This is a genomic window from Nocardia sp. GP40 (genome assembly GCF_050434125.1).
Classification (GTDB): domain Bacteria; phylum Actinomycetota; class Actinomycetes; order Mycobacteriales; family Mycobacteriaceae; genus Nocardia; species Nocardia albiluteola.
In genome coordinates this window covers 8,791-28,595 of record NZ_JBNPVW010000001.1, presented here as the reverse complement: position 1 = coordinate 28,595, position 19,805 = coordinate 8,791, and the positions used below count along the sequence as shown (strand labels likewise).

Genomic DNA, 19,805 nt, shown 5'->3' with positions numbered 1-19,805 from the left:
CCTACGTAGCTGTCGAATGGCAAGAGTAGCGAAAAATCGGCCGAGTGCTCAGAAGCGGCAGGCGTGTCGGTGATGAAGCACCAAATTCGCTGCGGCGCGCAGTCTTTCCGTTACTCAGCCTTTTCTTGGTGACGCGACCACCTGCGCCGTTGATCCATCTCTCGGACAATAGCTCTCGATCGACCGGCGTCCACCTGACGTGTCGCCATAGGCCAGAAACACGCCGAGCTAGCAGTTCTCGCAGTTCTCCGCCGGGGTTGCCGTGACCGAGCCTAGACTGTCCGCACCAGAAATTGCGACAAACACTCGAGGTCGGGACTCAGGAACAAGAAGACGTAGCGTCCAGGAGGCGGAATGTTGGAAACTGGTCATCGGCGAGTATCGGGTTCGATGTTGGTTGCGAGCGTGCTGCCGCTGGCGGTTGTTCTCGGAACCGGGCACACCAATGCATCCCCCGTGGATGCCGCATGGGCACCGGCCGCGCCACCGACAACAGCGTCACCGACACCAGTGTTCCCGCTATCGTCGCCGAGCATTCTCGCGCCAGACGACCACCCGCTGGCGGGTATCGTGCCGCCGATCACATTGCCGAGTGTCGTGCCGCCGGTGGCGTTGCCGAACATCGCGCCTTCGATTGCGCTTCCAACGATCGCGCTCCCGGTTGTGCCGCCGAGTATCGTGCCCCCGAGCATTATGCGCGCGGTCGCGCCGCCGACCGGCCCGGCCACTGTCGGCGGCCGCCGCGGCGGTCAGGCCGGCACAGTGGGTCCGCACGCCGTCGTCATACCCCAGTCGATTCCGGCTGATAGTCCGGGTCTGACGCATCCGGTCCAGACCATCTGCCAGTACATCCCGGCAGATCCCACCAGATGCACCGCCACCGTCGTGGACGCGGGTGTCGGCGCGGCGATCGGGGCGGGCATCGGGGCGGGGCTCTCTATTCCGCTTGCGATACCGGCCGCCCTGGTCGGCGCCGTTGCCGGCGGTATCGTCGGCATTCCGTTCCTGCCGACCGGTGTGGTCGTCGGCCCGCTGCTCGGCGCGGCCGTCGGGGTCGCCGTCGTTGCCGCCCCCGCCGCCCTGCTCGGTGCGGCGCTCGGAGCGTCGGTCGGGACGATAGTGGGTGTGACCGCGCCCCTCCCGGCAGGGAACCACGCCGGGGCACCGGTCCCTCCGGTCAGCGGTCCAGTCGTGCGTTGAGGGTCTCGGCGATCTGGGCCATCGCGCCCGGTTCGGTCATAGCCAGATGCGCGGCATCGATGTCGACGTTCGAAATCTGCCCGCGGACCAGAGGCGCCCAGCCCTGGTGACCCGCGGCGTCGGATCGCCTGTCCCGTGTCGCGGTGAAGTAGAGCACGTCACCGTCCAACGCCTGAGGTTGCCACACACTGGCCGCCTGGATCGACATGTTGTAGGCGTCGGTCAGGCGCTCGAGCGTTTCGCCGTCGATCCCGAGGCTGTGGCCCAGGTGCTCGTTGATCAGCTCCGCGGCTTCCGCGGCCGTCGCATCGGGCCGAACGAAATCGATGCCCATGACCGGGCCAAGGTTGCTGATCAGTTCTCCGGCCGTGACGGCGGAGACCGCCGCTTCGTCGATACCGTCCGCCTCGGCGTCCAGGAGTGCCAGTAGCGCAACCTGTTCACCCGCGGCGCGTAGCTGGACGGCGATGGCGTGGGCGAGCAACCCACCGAGCGACCAACCGAGCAGATGATAGGGGCCGTGCGGCTGGATCGTCCGGATCTCCTCGATGTAGCGTTCGGCGATTTCCCCGACCGATGTCGGACCGGGGATCTCCCCGCGGACCTGCGGCGCCTGAATGCCGTAGATCGGTCGATCGGCGGACAGGTACTGGTCCAGGGTGCGGTAGCACCACGACAGGCCCAGAGCCGGATGGATACAGAACAACGGTGGTCGCTGACCGGTCGTCCGGATCGGTAGCAGCACGTCGAAGCCGGAAGCGATTTGGTCGGCGGTGTCACCGGAGTGCATGCCGGATTCGATCCGCCGCGCCAAATCGGCCGGACAGGGATCCGACAACATCCAGCCGATCGGAATCTCGTAGTCGAGCTCCTTCTTCAACTCGGTCACCACCTGCACCGACATGAGTGAGTTACCGCCCAACGCATAGAAGTCGTCGTCGGCGCCCACCCGATCCACGCCGAGGACCGTTCCGAAGGCCCGCGCCACCTTGCCCTCCAGCCACGAGGAGGGCTCCCTGAATTCCCCAACCGCGAGTACCGGATCCGGTAGCCGGTTGCGGTCCAGCTTGCCCGACACGGTGAGCGGCACCGTGTCGAGCACCGTCACGGTGGTGGGCACCATGTAATCGGGCAGCTTGGTTGCCGCATAGGCCACAACCGCCGCGGTGTCGATCGTCGCGCCCGCGGCAGGCACGAGGTAGCCGACGAGATGATCCACGGTGCCGCTGGAATGCACCACGGCGATCGCTCGGGCGACACCGGTATGCTCGGCGAGTACTGCCTCGATTTCACCGAGTTCGATGCGCAGGCCGCGCAGCTTCACCTGGAAATCGGTGCGGCCCAGGTATTCCAGTTCACCGGTGCGGCGCCAGCGCACCACGTCGCCGGTGCGGTACAGGCGATGCCCCTCGCCGTACGGGTCGGGTATGAACCGTTCCGCGGTGAGGCCCGGAAGCGACTGATAGCCGCGCGCGAGCTGGGCACCCGCCAGGTACAGCTCCCCGGCAACACCGGGCGGTACCGGATGCAACCGGTTGTCGAGTACGTATGCTCGCGTGTTCCACACCGGCGAGCCCACCGGCATGCTCCCGCTGTCGGCGTCGGCCGCCCGATGCGCGGTCGCGGCCACAGTGCCCTCGGTCGGCCCGTACAGATTATGCAACTCGACCTCGGGCATTATCCGCCGCACCGCGGCCACCATCTCCGCGCCGAATGCCTCACCGCCCACGAGTATCGCCCGCAGCGACCCCAGTGACTGCGCCGGTGCCGCGTCCGCGAGCACCGCCAGCATCGACGGGACGAGCGCCGTGATCGTGACCTGCTGGGCGGCAATGGTTTCGGCGAGATAAGCAGGATCGCCATGCCCGTCGGGACGCGCGATCACCAGCCGCGCACCGACCGCCAGGGTCGCGAACAGCTCCCACACCGACATATCGAACGTCGCGGGGCTCTTCTGCAACACCACGTCCGCCTGCGTCAGCTCGTAGGCCGCGCTCAGCCACCGCACCTGGTTCACCACCGAACAGTGGGTTATTGCAACACCTTTCGGCCGTCCGGTAGACCCCGAGGTGAAGAGCACATACGCGAGATTGTGCGGCCGCAGCGGCGCGAGCCGATCGGCGTCGGTGACCGGCGCGTCATCGAATCCGGACAGCTCCAGCCCATCGAGGGACGACAGCTCCAGCGCCGGTGCGGCGGTCGAGAGCATGTACGCGATGCGGTCGGCCGGCAGGTCCGGATCGACCGGCAGGTACCCCCCGCCGGCGGCGTGCACCGCGTACATGGCGGTGACCTGGTCCAGCGAACGCCGCATCCGCAGCGCCACCAACGACTCCGGACCCACACCGCGGGAGATCATCCACCGCGCCAGCCGGTATACGCGAGAAGCGAATTCCGCGTAGGTCAGCGACTGTTCGCCGAAGATCACCGCAGGCCGATCCCTGTGCACCTGCTCCGAATGCGCGAAGAGCGAGGCGAGTGTCTCGCCCGGAGGCAGCGTGCGATCGGTCGAATTCCACTGTGCCAGAACCGTTTCCCGTTCCTGCACACTGAGCAGATCCACATCGCGGACCTGCTGTGCCGGATCGGTCACCAGGGCGCTGAGCAGCCGCAACAGGCGATCGACGATCGTGGTCACGGTCGTCGCGTCGAACAGATCGCTCGCGTAGGTTACCCCGCCGCTGATGCCGGCCGGGGCGCCGGTGGAGTCGTAGGAATCCGACACCGTGATCTGCAGGTCGAACAGGGCGGTGTCGACGTCGGCCGTCACGATCGACGCCGAGAGCCCCGGCAGGTCGAACTGGGCCCGGGCGACGTTCTGGAAGGCCAGCATCACCTGGAACAGCGGATGGTGTGCATGCGACCGCGTCGGGTTCAGCTCCTGCACCAGCCGCTCGAACGGAACATCGGCGTGCCCGAATGCGGCCAGATCGGTTCCCCGCACGTGCTCGAGCAATTGGGTGAACGTCATCGCCGGGGTCAATCGAGTCCGCAACACCAGGGTGTTGACGAACATCCCGACCAGATCGTCGAGTTCGGGCTCCCCGCGGCCCGCATAGGGAGTGCCGATGGCGACGTCGTCCGTACCCGCCAACCGGGCCAGCGTGGCCGCCAACGCGGCGTGGAAGACCATGAACAGCGTCGTCTTGTGTGCCTGCGCGACCTGCTGCAGTTCTGCATGCAGGTCGGCATCGACCGTGATCGGTACGGTCGCGCCCGCGTAGGACTGCAGGGGCGGCCGCGGTCGATCGGTCGGCAGTTCCAGCATGGCTGGAAGATCCGCCAGTTCCCGTGTCCAGTAGTCGATCTGGGCGTGCAACAGCGACCGGGGATCGTCTTCGGTCCCCAGCACCGTCCGCTGCCAGATCGCGTAATCGGCATATTGCACCGGCAGTAGAGACCAGCTCGGTGCCTCCCCGAGCAGGCGGGCTGCGTATGCGGTCATCATGTCCCGGGCCAGCGGGCCCAGCGACGACCCGTCGCAGCAAATATGGTGCGCCACCACGGCCACGACCCAGTCGTTCGGCCCGAGCTCGAACAGCCGTACCCGCACCGGGATCTCGACCGTGACGTCGAAGACGGTCGCGGCGAACGCCGACACCGCCTCGGCCAGTTCGGATTCCGCGACCGGGATGACGGTCGTCGGCGTCAGTGCCCGGGCGACCGGTAGGACGACCTGCGACGGCGCGCCCTCGGCATACGGGTATACCGTCCGCAGTACCTCGTGCCGGTTCAGCACATCCTGGATCGCCGCGCGCAACGCATCGAGATTCAGCTCTCCGGACAGCCGCAGCACGATCGGAATACTATAGGCGGCCGAGTCGGGTTCGAGCCGGTTCAGGAACCACATCCGCTGCTGTGCGTACGACAGCGGAATTCGTTGCGGCCGTGGCTGTGCGCTCAGCGCCACGCGACCGGTGTCGGCATGCGACTCGGCGCGCGCGGCCAATCGCGCGACCGTCCGTGCCTCGAAGATCATCGACACCGGGATGGTCGCATCGAGCGCGCCGCCGATTCGCGCGGCCACCCGGGTGGCGACCAGGCTGTTGCCACCTAGTTCGAAGAAGTCGGTGTCGACGCCCACGGGTCCGTCGACGCCGAGCACGTCGCTGAAGACGCCGGCCACGATTTCCTCCACCGGTGACGCCGGGGCTCGGAATCGCTTGGCCTCGACCACGGGTGCGGGCAGAGCTGCGCGGTCGAGCTTTCCGCTCGGCGACAGGGGAACCTCGTCGAGGATCATCACCGAGGCGGGCACCAGGTACGAGGGCAGCACCTTGGTCAGCGCCGACCGCAACGCCTCGCCCGACACACTCGCCCCGGCTTCGAGGACCACATAGGCCACCAGCATCACCTGACCCGCCTCCGTTCGCCGCGGTACGGTGACCGTGTATGCCACATCCGCCCGCGCTCGCAGTGCCGCGTCGATCTCACCCAGCTCGACCCGGTAGCCGCGGATCTTGACCTGGAAGTCGTTGCGCCCCAAGAACTCGAGCGCGCCATCGGCATTCCAGCGCACCACATCGCCGGTGCGGTACATCCGACTTCCCGGCTCCCCGAACGGGTGTGCCACGAATCGCGCCGCATTCGTCGCCACCATCCTCAGATACCCGCGCGCCAGTGCCGGTCCGGCCAGATACAACTCTCCGGCCACTCCGACCGGCACGGGCTGCAAGCGGCCATCCAGGACCAGCGCCTGTGTTCCCGGCAGTGGGGCACCGATCGTCACCTGGTCACCCGCGTGCAGCGCACCCGTCGCCGTGGCAATAAAGGTCGCCTCTGTCGGCCCGTACAGCACCCGGAACTTCCGGTCGCCCGCGAGGTCGGTGCCCGCCCACCGCTGCACCAGATCCGATGGGACCTCGTCACCACCGGCCAGCACCATCTGCAGGTCGTCCAGTCCGGTCGGATCGACCGACGCGAGCGCGGCCGGGGTCATGAACGCATGGGTCACCCGCTGGTCGCGCAACAGCTCGGCCAGCTCACCTCCGCCGTAGATCCCGGCCGGCGCCACGACCAGCGCACCGGCCCCGCTGACCGCAATCAGGATCTCCATCAGCGCCGCGTCGAAGGACGGTGACGCGAAGTGCAACACCCGGGACGTATGCCGGAGCTCGCCGCCGGTGCGCCACCCGGAGACGAAATCGGCGATGCCGGAATGGGTGTTGACGACGCCCTTCGGCACTCCGGTGGATCCTGAAGTGAAGACCACGTAGGCGATATCCGAGGCCCGCAGCGGCCGCGTCCGCTCATCATCGTCGATCGGGCCGCTCGCCGACGCGTCGATCTGCGCGGCGACAGCCGGATCGTCGAGCACGATCCAGTTCACCGAACCGGGCACCCGCTCACGCGCCGAGGACACCGTAACCCCCAGTGCCGCATCGGAATCCGAAACCATCTGCGCGATCCGGCCCGCGGGATAGCCGGGGTCCACCGGTACGTAGGCCGCACCCGTCTTGACCACCGCCCACCACACCAGGACGGACTCCATCGATCGCGCCATCGCCACCAGCACCGGATTCTCCGGTCCCGCACCCCGGCCGATCAGTAGCCGCGCCAGCCGACTCGACCGGTCGTCCAGCTGCGCATACGACAACATGGCCGCTCCCGAGACGACGGCGATACCATCGCCGTTGTCCCGCACGGCCGCCGCGAACACCTCCGGCAACAATTCGGGTCGGTTCGGAACCTCGGCGGGGCGTGCCCCCACCCGCGAGGTGAGCGCCGAGCGCTCCGGTGCCTCCAGCCAATCGATGTCCCCGACCGCTATGGCCGGATTCTCGACGACGGCTTCCAGCACCCGCACCAGACGCCGGACGAATTGCGCCGCCGTCGCCTCGTCGAACAGATCCCGCGCATACGTCATCATTCCCGAAATACCTTGCGCCACACCGGCATCACCGGAGGAATCGGACAGGACCAGCTGCAGGTCGAACTGGCTCGCCCCGGTATCCACCTCCGTCCGGGAAATCACGACATCGGGCAGCGCCACATCCACCGTCGACACATTCTCGAACGCCAGGGCCACCTGGAACAACGGATGCCGCGCCGCGGACCGCTCCGGATTCAGCTCCTGCACGACCCGCTCGAACGGCACGTCCGCGTGCTCGAACGCCTGCAGGTCCGTCTCGCGGGTGCGCATCAGCAACTCGGCGAACGGCTCGGCCGCATCCACCCGGGTACGCAACGCCAGCGTGTTCACGAACATGCCCACCAGATCGTCCAGGCCGGGCTCGCCCCGTCCCGCGATCGGGGTGCCGATCACGACGTCGTCGCTGACACCGAGCCGTCCCACCAGTGTGGCCAGGGCCGCATGCATCACCATGAACAGCGATGTCCCTCGTGACCGCGCCAGCTGCAGCAGCCGCCCGTGCAACCCGGCATCGATCCGCACCGGTACCCGGCCTCCCGACAGCGATGCGACCGCCGGACGTGGCCGGTCCGCCGGAAGGTCCAGCCGGTCCGGTGCTTCCGCGAGCGTCGAGCGCCAGAACTCCAGTTGCTCGGACATCAGCGACGCCGGATCGTCTGCGGCCCCGAGCATCTGCCGCTGCCACCACGCAAAGTCCGCGTACTGCACGGGCAGTGGCTCCCACTCCGGCGCCTGCCCGGCCAGGCGCGCGGCATACGCCAGCATCACGTCGCGGGCCAGTGGCCCCATCGACTGTCCGTCGCCGGCGATGTGATGAACGACCAGCACCAGCAGGAATTGTCCGGTGTCGCTGTCGCGTTCGGCACCGACGTCGAACAGTGCCACGCGCATCGGTACCTGGGTGGTTACATCGAATCCGCCGCGCACGAACTCGCTCACCGCATCCGCGATGGCATCCGCCGGCACTCGCATCGGCCGCAGCAACACCGCGGGCTCGTCGAGCACGACCTGCCGCGGCTCACCGGAGGTTTCCGGGTAGATCGTCCGCAATACGTCGTGACGGGCCATCACATCGGCGAGCGCGGCCGCCAGCGCATCGGTGTCCAGCCGTCCGGACAACCGCAGCATCACCGGAATGTTGTATGCCGCGGAGTCCGGCTCGAACCGGTTCAGGAACCACATCCGCTGCTGCGCCAGCGATAGCGGCACCGGGTCGGGGCGCACTCCCGGCAGCAGCGGCAAGCGGCCCTCCCCACCGAACGAGCCTGCGAGCACGGCCAATTTGCCCACGGTCGGCGCCTCGAATACCGACCGCACCGGCACTCGCACGTCCAAGGCAGCACCGATACGCGCCACCACCAGCGAGGCGCTCAGCGAATCGCCGCCCAGCGCGAAGAAGTCGTCGTCGACTCCCACCCGTTCCACCTCGAGCACCTGCTCGAAGGTCCGCGCGACCATTTCTTCCAGGCCCGGCGACGGCGCCCGGAATTCGCGCCTGACCGCGACCGGCTCGGGCAACCGCCCGCGATCCAGTTTGCCGTTAGGGGTCAACGGCACCTCGTCCAGTAGCATCACCGCGGCGGGCACCATGTATGCGGGCAACGCCGCGGCCAGCGCCGCGCGCAACTCCTCGCTCGACAGGTTCGTCCCGGGTGCGGGCACGACATAGGACACCAGCGTCACCGCCGGCCCACCATCCTCGCGCGGCACCGTGACCGCGTACGCCACATCCGCACGCGCCCCCAGTACCGCGTCGATCTCGCCCACCTCGACCCTGGTCCCACGCACCTTCACCTGGAAATCGTTGCGCCCCAAGAACTCCATGTCGCCGTCGGCGGTGCGGCGCACCACATCGCCGGTCCGGTACATGCGCTGACCCGGCGCACCGAACGGGCAGGCCACGAACCGCGCCGCGGTCAGCCCCGTCCTGGCGATGTACCCGTCGGCCAGGCCCGTGCCGAGCAGGTACAGCTCGCCCGTGACACCGTGTGGCACGGGCCGCAACCAGGTATCCAGGACCACGGCCGCGACGGTGCCGACCGGCCTGCCGATCGTGATCGCAGCACCGGGGGTCAGGGCCTCGCTCGCCGTCGCCCAAATGGTGCTTTCGCTCGGGCCGTAGAGATTGACCATGGTGCGATGCGACGCCCACCGATCGACCAGTTCCGGCCCGACCGGTTCACCGGCCGTGGCCAGCACACGCAGCGCGTGCAGGCCCTCGTGCGGAATTGTCGCCAGCGCCGAGGGGGTCATGACGGCATGCGAAACGCGTTCGCGACCTATCAGTTCCGCCAACGCGGGACCGGCGTAGAGATCGCCGGGCGCGACGATCAGCCGACCGCCCGAGCCGTGCGCCAGCAACAACTCGAATATCGAGGCGTCGAAGCTGGGCGAGGCGACCTGCAGGACCACCGACGTCGGGTCCGCGCCGAGCACTCGCCGCTGTGCCGCGACGAGGTCGGCCAGGCCCCGATGGCTGACCAAGACGCCCTTGGGCGTTCCGGTCGACCCGGAGGTGTAGCTCACGAATGCGGTCTGATCCCGCCGAATCGGTTCGCCGCGTTCGACATCGGTGATCGGCGTGGCAGGAACCGAGTCCAGGGTGCCGACTGTCTGTTCCTGGTCGAGGATCAGCCAATCGACGTCGTCGGGAAGAGCCATCACGGTGGACGTGTCGGTCAGCCCGAGCGCGGTGTTCGAGTCCGACAGCAGAAATTCGATTCGCTCCGCCGGCAGGGTCGGATCGATCGGCAGGATTGCGGCGCCGGTCTTCGCCACGGCCCACAGGGTGACGGTGGCCGCCAGGGATCGCGGAAGCACGGAGGCGACGACCCTTCCGCGCCGGGCACCATGGCGCAGTAGGACCCGGGCAAGACGAGTGGAACGTTCGTCGAGCTGCCGGTAGGTCAGAACCATCGTCTCGTACCGCACGGCGATGGCGTCGGGTGCGGCGGCGACGGACTGGGCCAGTATTCGATCCAGCGAATCCGGGATCGCGTGTGCCGCACTCGAAATCGGCCACGATGGGCCCGACTGTTCGGCGAGGGAAAGTTCGCCGAGCCGCCCGGCGGCGTTGGCGGCGATCCAGCCCAGCAACTCGACGAAGCGATCGAGGATGCGGCGCGCCGATGCGGTATCGAATTCGCGGTCGTGGAATCGGAGGATGATCTGCAGCCCCGCCATCTCGAATACCGCGGTCTCGCTGTGCTCGACCTGCATCGGCTCCACGACCAGGCTCAGCGGATACGGAGTCGCGTCCACACCACTGAGCTCGTCCACCTGTAAACCTACCGATTCGACAAGCTGCTGCAGTGCCGCCCGGTCGACGGGGAACGACTGGAACGTAATAGCGGTGTCGAAGAGTTCGGGCAGGCCGACGCTGCGGTGGATCTCGGGCAGTCCAACGTAATGATGATCCAGCATGCTGGCGTGTCGGGCCTGAATATCGGTCAGCAGCTCACGCACGGTCGCGGTGGGGTCGAGCCGGACTCGTGTGGGAATCGTATTCAGGAACATGCCGAGCGTCTGATCGACCTGTGACAACTCCGCGGGCCTGCCCGAGACCGATGACCCGAAGATCACATCGGTCTCACCGGTCAGGATGCGCAGATTCAGCGCCCAAGCAGCGGCGACGGCGGTATTGATGGTGACCGCCGCCTCCGCTGCCGTGCGACGCAGCTCCTGGAAACTGCCCGCGGTCAGCTCGGCCCGGACCTCGGCAGCGGACACCGAGCCCGTCGCGCCGGCTCCGCGGGACACGCGGGTCGGTGCCTGGACATCCGAGAAGGCTTGCGCCCATGCCGCCTTGGATACCGCGCTGTCCTGCCGGCCCAGCCAGGCCAGATAGTCGCGGTAGGAGGGCGCAGGTTCGGCGGCGTCGATATGTGCGGGTGATCCGTAGTAGTCCAGCAGTTCTCGCATCAGCAGCGGCATCGACCAGCCGTCCAGGATCACATGGTGGTTGGTGACCAGCAGCCGGAAAGCCCCCGCATCGAGGCGGATCAGTGTGAATCGGATCAGCGGAGGAGCCGACAGGTCGAAGCCTCGCGCCGCGTCCGTTGCGGCAATGGATTCCGCATCGTGCGGGGTTTGCGAACCGTCGACGGTGAGATCGATTTCCTGGAAGGCGATCTCGGCATGGTCCAGCACGACCTGGCACGGCCCGGACGCCGTCTCCGCGAAGGCAGCCCGCAGGATGTCGTGCCGGTCGACCACGGCCTGAGCGGCGCGCCGCAGGCGCTCGGCATCGACCGCACCGGAAAAGTCGATCACAGTCTGGACGGTGTAGTTGTCCCCGCCGTCCGGGGCGAACGTCGAATGAAAGTGCAGACCGGATTGCATGGGCGACAAAGGCCACACCTCGGACAGGCCCGTGTACTGCCGTTCGAGCCGATCGACGTCCCGTGGTGTGAGCGCGACGAGCGGAGAATCCGAAGGACGCTCGGCTGCCGGGAGTCGAACGGGTTCCTCGATGTCCACCGGTGCCGCATCGCCTCCCGCCATGGCGGCGAGGGTGGCAACCGTCTTGCCTTCGAACACATCTCGCGGTGTGAGGGTGAGCCCGGCCGATCGCGCCAGAGCAACCAGCCGCATCGAGACGATGCTGTCCCCGCCGAGCGCGAAGAAGTTGCTGTCGGCGGACACGGTGTCGAGACGGAGCACCTCGGCGAAGAGTCTCGCCACGGCCTGCTCCATCGGCGTCGACGGCGGCCTTCCGCCGACGGCGTCGGGACCGAACGTGCGCTGCTGCAATGCTTTCCGATCGATCTTTCCCGTAGGCGTGCGGGGCATCTGCTCGAGCTGCACGATCACCGCGGGATTCATGTAACGGGGTAGCCGGAGCGCGAGATCGTCGCTCAGGGCCGCCACATCCACCGCACCGCCCTGCGCGCAAACGACATAGGACACCAGGATCGGTTCGCCGGCAGGCCCTTGCACCGCAACGGTGGCCACACTCGCCACATCCGGGTGCCGGGCCACGTGGGCATCGATCTCCTCCGGCTCGATCCGCAGTCCGTGAATCTTGACCTGCTGATCGCAGCGACCCAGGTACTCGAGCTCCAACCCGGCGCGACCGCGCACCCAGCGCACGGAATCACCGGTGCGATAGATCCGCTCGCCGTGGGCGGACCCCGGATCCGCGACGAAGCGCGAGGCGGTCACGCTCGGTCGGTCGACGTACCCGCGGGCAAGTCCCGGCCCGCCGAGATAGAGCTCCCCCGCGACCCCGACCGGCACCGGCCGCAGCCACGTGTCCAGAACCATGGCGGATGCGCCTCGGATCGGGCCACCGATCGTCACCGGTTCGCCGGGGACGAGGTCATCGGACCCGGTAGCCCAGATTGTGTCCTCGGTCGGTCCGTAATGGTTCATCAGCCGCCGCCCGGGCCCCCACCGGTGTACGGTATCGGGTCCGGTTGCCTCGCCGACGACCGCGAGCGTAGTCAACGACGGTATCCGGGACGGAGTCATGGTGTTCAGCACGGACGGTGTGATAACCGCGTGCGAAACCTGTTGCGTCCGAATCAATTCCTCGAGGTCGATCCCGGCATACACCTCCGATGGCGCCACGGCCAGACAGGCCCCGTGGCCGTGCGCCAGCAGTAATTCCGAGACACAGGCGTCGAATCCGGGCGATGCGACCTGCAGCACCACCGAATCCGGACCGACGCCGAATGCATCGGTCTGTGCCGCGACAAGATCGGCCAGCCCGCGATGGCTCAGGTGAACCGCCTTCGGTTTTCCGGTCGACCCGGACGTGTAGATCATGTACGCCGTGTTGTCGACCGACAGCCTGTCGAACGAGGCCGGGACGCCGGCCCCTGGGGGGAGATCCTGCTCGGCATCGAGCACCAACCAGTCGACGGTGTCCGGAAGGTGCTGCGCGAGTGCACCGGTCGTCACGCCCAGACCGATCCGCGAGTCGGACAGCAACTCCGCCGTCCGCGCGGCGGGACTGCCCGGATCCAACGGCAGGAATGCCGCCCCCGTGCGTGCCACCGCCCAGATCGCTGCCACCAGTTCGGCCGAACGGGGAAGGACAAGTGCGACAACCGATTCGGGACATGCGCCGCGGCCGGCCAGCAGCCTGGCGAACGCGTCGGCACGACGCGCGAGCTCTCCGTAAGTCCAGGTGGTCGCACCGCACCGAAGGGCCGCCGCATCCGGGTAGCGCTCCGCGGTGCCCCACAGGATCTCGCGCAACACCAGCTTCGTGACCGGCTCTTCGCCGTTGATCGACAGCAGTTCCGTGCGTTCGGATTCCCGGCAGGAGGAGATCGTGGAGACCTTCCGGGCGGGATCGGCGACGATCTGGGTGACGAGCAGCGCGAATCGCTCGAGCAGGGTGCGTGCGTCGTCCGAATCGAACCGGTCCGTGGTGAATTTCAGCGTCACCGTGAAAGTGCCGGGCCCGCCGTCGTCCGGACGGCCGCTACGGCTCGACGGCGGGGTCACCTGCAGACTCAGCGGATACGGCGTGGCGTCGTGTGCGTCGACATCGACGAGTCGCAAACCGGCGTCGCGGAGACTGCGTGCCAACAGGTCCTGGTCGAGCGGGTAGGACTCCAGCACCGTCGCGGTGTCGAACATACCGGAGATGCCGGAGGCCCGTTGCAACTCCGCCAGGCCGACGTGCTGATGATGCGTCATGGCGGCCTGCTCGGATTGCACGCGCGCGAGCAGATCGGCGACGGTTTCATCGGGCTGCAGCCGGACTCGGACGGGCAGGGTGTTGACCAGCAACCCCACCATGCGCTCGATGTCCGGAAGTTCCGGTGGGCGATGGGACACCGTATTGCCGAACACCACGTCCGACCGTCCGGTCAGGACGGCCACCAGCAAGGCCCACGCCACCTGCAGGGTCGTGTTGGCAGTGACCTCGTGCGAGCGGCCCAGATCGAGAATCGCCGCGGTGGTCGCGGCATCCAGATTCAGCTCGACTTCGCCGGCGTGCGCGGTGAGGGCCTGATCCGGCCCGGTGGTAACCCGCGTGGGACTGTCGATTCCGGCGAGCATCTCCCGCCAGGCGGCCGTTGCGGCATCGCGGTCCTGAGCGTGCAGCCACTGCAGATACTCTCGGTACGACCGCGGGGACGCGAGTTCGGCAGTGTCGCAGTCGGATGCGTACAACGAGAGCAGCTCGTGAATCAGCACGGGCATCGACCAGCCGTCCAGCACGAGGTGGTGGTTGGTGACCAGCAGCCGGAACATATCCATTCCGGTGCGCACGAGGTGAAAACGCACCAGCGGCGGATGGGCCGGATCGAACGGTGCCGCCGCCGAGGCCGCGAGCCGCGCAAGTGCGTCGGTCCGCTGGCCGACTTCGCTGATCTCGGTGATGCTGGACTGGCGCCAATCGACCTCGGCGTCCCGCAGCACGATCTGACGTGGCCCGTCGGCGCTCTCGACGAATGCGGTCCGGAGGCTGTCGTGCCGGTCGATGAGCAGCTGCGCGGCCCGCCGCATGCGTTCCGCGTCCACCTGCCCCGCAAACGTGAGGGCTGCCTGCACGATGTAGCCGTCTTCGTCGCCGGCGTTGTCGTAATTCGTGTGGAACAGTAGCCCGGATTGCAAGGCGGTAAGTGGCCAGACATCGGTCATGGTCGGGTAATCCCGCACCCATCGGTCGACCTCGTCCTGCGATGTCGCCACGAGCGGGAAGTCGGACGGAGTGAAGACCTCCGCGGTGTCCGATCGGGCGTGCGCGGCAAGCGCTTCCAGGGCTTTCTGCAATAGCTCGGCGAGCTCGCCGACCTCCTCACCGCTCAACACCTGTGCGGCGAACTCCCATGTCACATTCAGTTCGAGCCCGTCGCGTCCCTCCTCGGCGATCGCGTTGATGTCGAGTACAGCGGGCAGCACCATCGCCGGATCGCTCGTGGCGGTGAGGGCGGTGAATTCGGTCGTCGGTGTCCAGGGTCCCGAGAGCTCAGCGGCCCCCACTCGCCCGAGGTAGTTGAAGCTGATCTGTGGTTCGGGCAGGTGTGCGAGCTCGGCGCTGCCCCCGGGATCGAGACGGCGCAGCATGTCGTAGCCGATCCCGTTGTCGGGCACCGCTCGTAGCTGCTCCTTCACCTGCATGATCGCCAGTCCCGCACTCACGCCGCCTGCGAGGGCATCGGCGGCATCGACGTTCGTCGCATCGATGCGGACCGGGAAGCGCGTGGTGAACCAGCCCACTGTTGCGCCGAGATCGGCACCCGGGACGGCCTGTTCCTCGCGGCCGTGCCCCTCCAGCGAGATCAACTCTGCGGTGGCCGCCATCCCGCGCCGGCGCCGCCACTGCCCGAGTGCCAGCACCAGCGCGGCCAGCAGGGGATCATTGGCGCCGCAGTGGAAGCGGGCTGGGATGGTGGTGAGAACCGCCTCGGCAACGGCGGCGGGTATGCGCTGCTGCAACCGGCCCGCCGTAGCTGCGACGTCACGATTGGGCTCGAGCCGGCGCGATCCGAGGAGCTGATCGCCTCGTTCGAGGACGTCTTTCCACGTGTCGAGCTCCGTCGACCGCCTGCTCGGTGCCTGCTCGACGAGGCCGTGCGCCCATCGCCGGAACGAGGTGGTGATCGGGCCCAGATCTGGTTCCTCGCCGGCGGAAACCTGCGACCAGGCTTTCGCGAGGTCGGCGAGGATGATGCGCCACGAGACCGCGTCGACGGCGAGGTGGTGGATCACCAGCCACAGCAGGTCGGGTCGCGAGCCATCGTCCTGCATCCACACCGCCTGAATGAGCACACCATTGCTCGGATCCAACCGATCCGCGGCCGCTTGCAGGTGCCGGTCGATCTCGGCGGCATCGCGGCGATCGAGCCGAACGTCAACCAGGACGGTGTGCGCGTCGACCGCTTCCCGATCGAGCACCTCGACGTATGGATCGACCGACTCGTCGCCGCGCAGCGCCGCGCGCAGCATGTCATGGCGATCCAGCAGGGATCGAAGGGCGCGCACGAGACCTGTTCGATCCACCCGCTCCGGCAGCTGCACCAGTGCGGCCTGTGCAAATCGGTCGTAGTGACCCCGATCGAGCATGGCGTGCACGATCGGGGACAACGGCATCGACCCGACGCCGCGGCCGGGCAACTCGGCCAAGGTGGGGGTAGCGCCGGCTGCCGTCGCCATGGCCGCCAGGCCAGCAACGGTCTTGTGCACGAACACATCCTGGGTGGAGAAGCTCAATCCCATGGCCTTGGCCCGGGCCACCAGCCGAATCGAGAGAATGCTGTCGCCGCCGAGGGCGAAGAAGCTGTCCTCCGCCCCGGCCTGCGGTACCCCGAGCACCTCGGCGAACAGCCCCGCCATCACCTTCTCCCGGGGGGTGGCCGGCGGCCGGCCCGCCGGCGCGGTCCCGAATTCGGGCTTGGGCAGAGCATCTCGATCGAGCTTGCCGAACGCGTTGACCGGAAGTGCGTCCAAGGTGAGCAAGACCGCGGGGACCATGTGCGACGGCAGGGATTCGCGGGCGAAGCGCTGCAGGTCCAGCGGATCGATCCGACGGCCGCTGACCGGGACGACGTACGACGCCAGCACGGTCGTGCCGACATTGTTCTGCACCGGCACCGTAACCGACAGATCTACATCCTCGTGCGTGGTGAGCGTGGCGTCGATTTCACTCGGTTCGATCCGGTAGCCGCGGATCTTCACCTGGAAGTCGCTGCGTCCTATCAATTCCAGCGCCATCTCGGAGTCGTCTCCGGTCCAACGCGCGATATCGCCCGTGCGATACATCCGTTCGCCGGCATCGCCGTATGGATCGGCAACGAACCGTGCGGAGGTTTCGCCGGACAGATGGCTATAGCCCCGGGCCAAACCCGGTCCGGCCAGATACAACTCGCCGGCGGTGCCCTTGGGCACCGGTTGCAGCGTGCGGTCCAGCACCATGGCCGAGACTCCGCGGATGGGTCCACCGACCGTGTGCGCCCGGTCGGCTCGCATCATGGCGGTGACAGCGGTCACGGTGGTTTCGGTGGGCCCGTATTCGTTGTACATGGACAGAGAATGGGTCCACCGCTCGATGACGTGCTGTGCACACACATCGCCACCGACCACCACCGACCGCAGCTCGGGCGTCCGATTCGGGTCCACGGTGGCCAGCATCGTGGGCGTCAGCGTCAGGTGGGTCACGTGCTCGTCGGCCAGCAGCTGCGTGAGCGGCTCACCGCCGGTCACGTCGGGCGGCACCACCACCAGCGCGGACCCGCTCGCGAAACAGGTCAGAAACTGTTGCAGGGACGCGTCGAAACTGGGCGAGAGGGCATAGGACACACGCGATGTCGTGTCGAGGCCGTAGGTCGCGGCGCGGTCGGCAATCAGATTCGCCCAGCCGGTGTGCGTGACCTGAACGCCTTTCGGCAATCCGGTCGAGCCCGAGGTGTAGGTCAGGTATGCGACGTTGGACGGCCGCAGCGGGCGGATCCGGTCATCGTCGGAAACCGGTCCGTCCGCGGCGTGCCCGCATTCGCGTCGGGTCGCGGGGTCATCGAGCACCACCTGGCGCACCGTGACCGGGAGCCGCCGCAGGAACTCCTCGACGGTGATCGCCACTGTCGCGCCACTGTCGGCGATCATGTGCGCTGTCCGCTTGGCCGGGTAGTCCGGGGACAAGTGCACGAACGCGGCCCCGCATTTGGCCACGGCCCAGGTCGCCACGACCGATTCGATCGAGCGGGGCAGCATGATCGCCACCGCGGTGTCCGGCCCGCACCCCAGAGCGATCAGATGCCGGGCCAGCTGCGAGGATCTGGCGTCCAGCTCGCCGTAGGTCATCGACCGGCCGGTCGAGGCGATCGCGCACGCATCAGGATTCCGGTGTGCGCTCTCGGCCAGAATGTCCGGAAGCAGCTGTGTTCCGATCCCGCTGGGCCCCCGCACGGGCAGCAGCGCGGACCGTTCCTGTCCCTCGAGCAGCGGCAGTTTGTCGACCGGGAATCCTGCACCGCCGGCGAGGAACTCACGCAGAAACATCAGGAATCGCCGGTGCTGGCCGGCGAGCTCCGCGGCGCTATAGGCGGTCGGATTGCCCTGGAAATCGATATGGGTGCTGTCCCGGCCCGCGCCCGGGTAGATGTTGATGAAAAGGTCGGCGGTAGGGCCCGAGGTGAGGACGTTGAGGCGTCCGGTCGTCTTGCCGAGTACAACCTCGTTCTCGACCATCATGATATTCACTGCCGGCCCGAAGGATGCCGTCTCGTCGCGCGCAATGCCCATATCGTGGAATATGTCTTCCTGGCGATACCGTTGCCGCCGGAGGGCACTGGTCAATTCGCTCTGCACGGCGGTGATCAGTTCACCGACAGTGTGGCCGGCGACCTGCACGCGCAGCGGGACGACATTGGCCACCATTCCGCCGGAACGGCGCAGCACCGCGGAGTGCCGACCCGAAACGGGCAGGCTCAGCAACACCTCGTCGCTTCCGGTCATTCGCGCGAGATAGGCGCCGAACGCCGCGACGATGATCGGCGTGACACTCGTACTGCGTTCGAGCACAACGGTGTCCAGCAGATGCGCGGTGCCGGGCGGCAGCGGTGTGCTGACGAGCGTCGGATGAATGGTGGGTTTGCCCACGCGATCTGCCAGGCTCACGACAGGAGGAGCACCGGCGAGATGCTCCATCCAGTACTGCCGGTCGTTGTCGAAGCGCTCCGAATCCCGGTATGCCAGATCCTGTTCGACGACGTCCCCCAGATCTTGCGCCGCGCACGCTGCGGGCTCTTCGTTGTTCACCCACGCGTTGTACAGGTCGGTTATCCGGTGGAGCATTGTTACCGCGGCAAATCCATCGAGAGCAATATGGTGGGCACGCTGATACCACAGAAAATGATCCGATCCGACCTGGAACACAATACTTGTCATAAGGTGGTCGTTCAGCAGGTCCAGGGGAGCGGAATAGTCCTCGACCATGAGCCGGTGCGCGGTCGCAACCGGATCGGCGTGCCCGCGCAAATCCATGGCCGATACCGGTGCGCCGTGCGCTCCGTCGACGAACTGCCGTGGCTCCCCGTCGATCTCGACCAGGTGCAGGTGGCCGGATCCGAACTCGCGACTAGCGGTTCTGCATGCCTCGACGAGCAATTCCGCATTCAACTCGCCGACGATCTCGACGTATTGCGCCACCGATATCGGTGACGATTTCGAGAGATGCTGGGCAAACCAAATTCCCCGCTGCGCTGCGGTCAGCGGTCGAACGTCGAAGGATGGCAGTCGCGGGGTGGAGCGCTTGTCGGAACCGTTACCATAGGCCCCATTGACAGAAGGCCTCACGGACTCGAGGTTGGATGATTTTGATTGGTCCGGACGACTATCGACGCCACTCTTCGATTGGCGCATTTCGACCTCCACCGATTTCTTCATTCTTGAATCCGGGCCGTCTAGTTACATTGCCGCAACGCTGCTGATATCGGCTCGTTAGTTGTTTGCAATGCGGTAGCTGTGACCTAGTGAGTCAAGCGGGAAGATGCCTCCATTACGCGATCGGCTCCCGATCTTGTCGGCACACACCGACGCCCTCGTTGCCCGGACGTTTCAGTCATCCGTCCATCGTCTGATCACTTGCTACGTCAATCCCAGGGACCAAAGTCACAAGCGCAGGGGGTCATTCGGCATCCGGCGGCAAACGACGGGCGCGGCCTCCCGTTGCGCGGCCGGGATGCCTGTCGCGTGGCCAGGATGCCGATGTTAGGGTCTGACGTGGCGATATGACGTGGCGCTGGCGGTCTAGTCCATCGCGTTGGCTACCTGT

Annotated in this window: 2 protein-coding genes; one reads left to right on the top strand and one right to left on the bottom strand. The window is 67.2% G+C overall.

Features of this window, described 5'->3' with window-relative positions; translation table 11 throughout:
- Positions 1 to 678 precede the first annotated feature (678 nt).
- Entirely contained in the window at positions 679 to 1,200 is a 522-nt protein-coding gene (locus ABH933_RS00035) for a hypothetical protein (protein WP_429413534.1), read from the top strand.
- Here ABH933_RS00035 and ABH933_RS00030 read toward each other — a convergent pair.
- Positions 1,178 to 19,393, bottom strand: a complete 18,216-nt coding sequence (locus ABH933_RS00030) for an amino acid adenylation domain-containing protein (protein WP_429413531.1) — start codon at positions 19,391 to 19,393, stop codon at positions 1,178 to 1,180. The two genes, ABH933_RS00035 and ABH933_RS00030, sit on opposite strands and share 23 nt — an antisense overlap.
- Positions 19,394 to 19,805: the final 412 nt, after the last annotated feature.